This is a genomic window from Niastella sp., assembly GCF_045805085.1.
Taxonomy (GTDB): Bacteria; Bacteroidota; Bacteroidia; order Chitinophagales; family Chitinophagaceae; genus Niastella.
Genome location: NZ_JBJMLX010000139.1, coordinates 1 through 3,899, shown reverse-complemented (window position 1 = coordinate 3,899; position 3,899 = coordinate 1). Strand labels below are relative to the sequence as shown.

Genomic DNA, 3,899 nt, shown 5'->3' with positions numbered 1-3,899 from the left:
ATGATGGAGACTACATACACATTCAGCATATTGCCTTATGATCCATCCCGGGTCGATTTCAGGTATACATCTTTCAACGGTTCCAGCAACAGGGTGGGAAACATTTGCATTTTCTTCATTTCCGTGCCATTCCATTTATTCAGGAAGGCCGGGAATTTCTTTTGCAATGACTGGGCGCCAGCGCCGGGTTTAAGCAGTACGAAGGTAAGAGGGCCATAGTTTCCCCATTCATCATTGATCCCTTTTGCCCAGTACTGCGTGACGGTGCTCATTGACAGCACTACCTCGGTTTTTATGAGCGTGTTTTCGGGCATGTCTTTCATGACGCCGGTAATCATTGCAGGCCTTCCTTCTCCGGTTATCAATAACGTTTGACCCATGGGGTCTTCTTTACCAAAGTATTTTTTAGCCGCGGTTTCTGATAACACAATACTAAAAGGTTGTGTTAGTGCAGTACGTGCATTGCCTTTCAGCAATGGGAAGTTAAATATGTTGAAGAAGGCCGAGTCGGCCCAAATGGCGCCATTTTCGTTGTACTTGATATCGCCTTTTCGTACGAGCAAATTATCATAGTTTACCCGGGTAAACGCTTCTACTTCGGGCAGGTCAAATTGCAGGTGTGGCCCTACCGCCCAGGCCGGCCCGCTGGGATAAACGGTTTCCGAAGGTGTTTTCAGATCGGTTACCATCCGGTAAATGCGATCGGCTTTGGGATGAAATGTATCGTAACTCATTTCAAACCGTACATACAGGAATATGAGCAGGCAGGCCGTCATACCCACGGTTAACCCCATAATATTGATAAAGGAGAAAACCCGGTGACGCCACAGGTTCCTGAATGCGATCTTGAAATAATTCTTTAGCATATGTTGGGTCTTGTTACGTGAATGGTCAATTTATCTCTCCTAAGCTTCTTCTTCCTTGTTAACTCGTCAACTTGTTAACTGGTCAACTTACTACTCATTTCTCAAGGCTTTCACCGGATTGGCCATCGCTGCCTTTATGGCCTGCACACTTACGGTGGTAACGGCTACCAGCATGGCAAAGCCGCCGGTTAGTGCAAATATCTGCCAGGTAATATTTATCCGCCAGGCATAAGCCTGCAACCAGTTGTGCATGATATACCAGGCGAGGGGAGTAGCTATGATCAACGCTACCGTTATCAACTTTACAAAATCTTTCGACAACAAGCCAACTACCTGGGTTACAGTTGCACCCAATACTTTACGGATGCCAATCTCTTTCGTCCGGTTCAGAGCAGCAAGGGCAGCCAGTCCGAACAAACCCAAACAGGCAAGGAAAATGGAGATGCCACCAGCCCAGCTGGCGATGGAGCTCCAACGGGTCTCATTTTTATAAAAGTTGTCGAATTTCTCGTCTACAAAACTGTATTCAAAGGGGGCATCGGGCACCAGTTTCTTCCAGGTGTTGTTCAATAAGGCAAGCTTACTGCCCGGGTCACCTGCCTGCAGGCGTACAAAAATGCGTGATGCCTGCAATGCTGAGGGCCGGTAAAATAGTTGTGGCCGTACTTTTTTGGTCAGGTCTTCGAAATTGAAATTACGCGTAACGCCAATGATCGTTTTGGTGCGCTGGTTTCCTTTTGCATTCAATAGTTGTGCGCCTATTGCTTTTTCGGGCGTGGTGCCTAGTATATTTTGTACCAGGGCTTCGTTCACGATCACTGCATCGACGGTGTCTGATGACATGGCCGGGTTGAAGTTGCGGCCTGCTATCAGTTGCATGCCCATAGTATTTAAATAATTATAATCACCGGGGTATTGAATAACGCCCTGTAAATCGCCTTTATAATCCCGAAAACCGGCGCCCATTTGTCCTTCCCCTGCGCCAAGACCCATTTCTGATGCCGTTACGCCTAAAATGCCTGTACTGTTCTGGATGGCTTGCTTATATAAAGGGTATATTTTTTTGTCGATGTGTCCGGTATTGATCATGACCAGGTTCTCTTTATTGAGCCCAATATTTTTGGTGCGCATGTAAGCGATCTGTTGCAGCATGATAATGGTGGAAATGATTAACCCAATCGATAATACAAACTGCAGGGTAACAAGTGAACGGGTAAACAGGTTGGAACCGCCGATGCGGATGTTCTTTTTTAATACTTCTATTGGTTTGAAGGAAGACAATACAAGCGCGGGGTAACTACCTGCCAGTAAGGCTACCAAAATGGTAAGGCCAATTAACAGCCAAACTAATTCAGGAAAACGGCTGAGTGAAAAAGTTAATTCCCGGTCTGCCAGTTGATTGAAGAATGGTAATAGCAGAGACGCCAGCAGCAGGCCCGTAACGGCGGAGAACACACTTAACAGAAAGGATTCCGCCAGGAACTGCCCAATAAGTTGTTTACGCTGGCTGCCCATTACTTTACGCACGCCTATTTCTTTTGCGCGGCCCGCCGAACGGCCAATGGCCAAAGTAGTAAAGTTGATACAGGCTATTAGCAATACAGCCCCTGCGATGGTGATCAGGATCCAGATATTTTTGGGATCGTTACCGCCACCGATCTTCGGATTCATATGTATATCCCGCATCGGTTGCAACCTGAAGCTGTTCGGGGTTTTTTCATTTGCTGCTTTTGTTATTTTGTGCTGGTATTCTTCCGGATAATATTTCCTTCTGAACAGATCAAGGCGATCTTGTTCACTGGCCAGCCGGCTGCCAGGTTTCAACAGCACGAATGCCTGGATGCCGATGGTCATATACCAATCTGTACTGCTTTGCTGCACCATAGGATCGTTGGTGATATGCTCAAAGCTGCCCAGCAGATCGAACTTTACCGAAGAGTTGGCCGGGATATCTTCCGCTACACCGCTGATGGTAAATAGTTCAAAAGCGGTATCGGTTTTTAGTTCCAGTGTTTTGCCCACTACATTGACAGTACCAAAATATTGCAGGGCTTTTTCTTTGGTTATTACAACCTGGTTGGGTTGTTGTAAAGCCGTTTTGGTATTGCCATATACAAGAGGAAACGTAAATACGTAAAAGAAAGCCGTATCGGCATAAGTGATACTGGTATGAAATATTTTATTGTCTGCTTTTACAAAACAGCCATTGTCTTTTAACCGTACGGCATAGGCTACATCCTCGGGAAAATCACGTTTCATGGCTGCCGCAGCAGGGGTATAGGCCCCGCCATCTCCACCGGGTTCCCGTTTTCCGCCCTGCCACCATTCAACAATGCGGTAGATGCGACCGGCGTTCGCATGAAACCGGTCGTAACTGAATTCATGCACGGCATATAACAGGAATAAACTAAAGCAGGCGATGCCAACAGACAAACCAAAGATGTTGATGCCTGACAACACTTTCTGCTGCGCCAGGTTGCGAAAAGCGATCCTGATGTACTGTTTTATCATGGCAACGATGAGGTTTAACATCGCCTTACTGCAAGGGATGGTGAACAGATAAAAGAAGCGATAAACTATATGGAACCTACTACACCATGATGTTCTCTAACACAGTTTGTCCGTCGAGCATGCGAATAATGCGATGGCTGTACCGGGCATCGTGTTCACTGTGAGTAACCATGATGATGGTAGTGCCCTGTTCGTTCAGATCGGTTAACAGGGCCATTACTTCATTACCATTGCTACTATCGAGGTTACCTGTAGGCTCATCCGCCAGTATCAGTTTGGGGTTGTTTACCACGGCGCGGGCCACGGCTACACGTTGTTGCTGACCACCACTCAATTGTTGGGGGTAGTGATTGCGGCGATGCATGATCTGCATTTTATCGAGCACTTCTTCCACGCGTTTTTTTCGATCGACTGATTTAACGCCGGTATATATCAAAGGCAATTCCACGTTTTCGAATACGGTCAACTCGTCTATCAGGTTAAAGCTTTGAAAAACGAACCCGATATTATGTTTACGCAGGT

The 3,899-nt window shown here is 46.5% G+C and carries 3 protein-coding genes; all 3 read right to left on the bottom strand.

Features of this window, described 5'->3' with window-relative positions; all coding sequences use genetic code 11:
• Positions 1-35: 35 nt before the first annotated feature.
• Positions 36-866: an ABC transporter permease gene (locus ACJ751_RS06990; protein ID WP_407744670.1), complete on the bottom strand. Its 831-nt coding sequence runs from the start codon at positions 864-866 to the stop codon at positions 36-38.
• Between the two features lie 90 nt (positions 867-956).
• The gene (locus ACJ751_RS06985; RefSeq protein ID WP_407744668.1) at positions 957-3,377 is read right to left on the bottom strand and encodes an ABC transporter permease; all 2,421 of its coding nucleotides are present in this window, start codon (positions 3,375-3,377) and stop codon (positions 957-959) included.
• A 79-nt stretch (positions 3,378-3,456) separates the two neighbouring features.
• Positions 3,457-3,899: ABC transporter ATP-binding protein (locus ACJ751_RS06980; RefSeq protein WP_407744667.1), on the bottom strand; the 443-nt coding region annotated here is incomplete at its 5' end.

What these genes read in the sequence shown, in the direction of transcription:
- ACJ751_RS06990 (WP_407744670.1), bottom strand. Translation starts at nt 866, where the DNA reads ATGCTAAAGAATTATTTCAAGATCGCATTCAGGAACCTGTGGCGTCAC.
- ACJ751_RS06985 (WP_407744668.1), bottom strand. Translation starts at nt 3,377, where the DNA reads ATGATAAAACAGTACATCAGGATCGCTTTTCGCAACCTGGCGCAGCAG.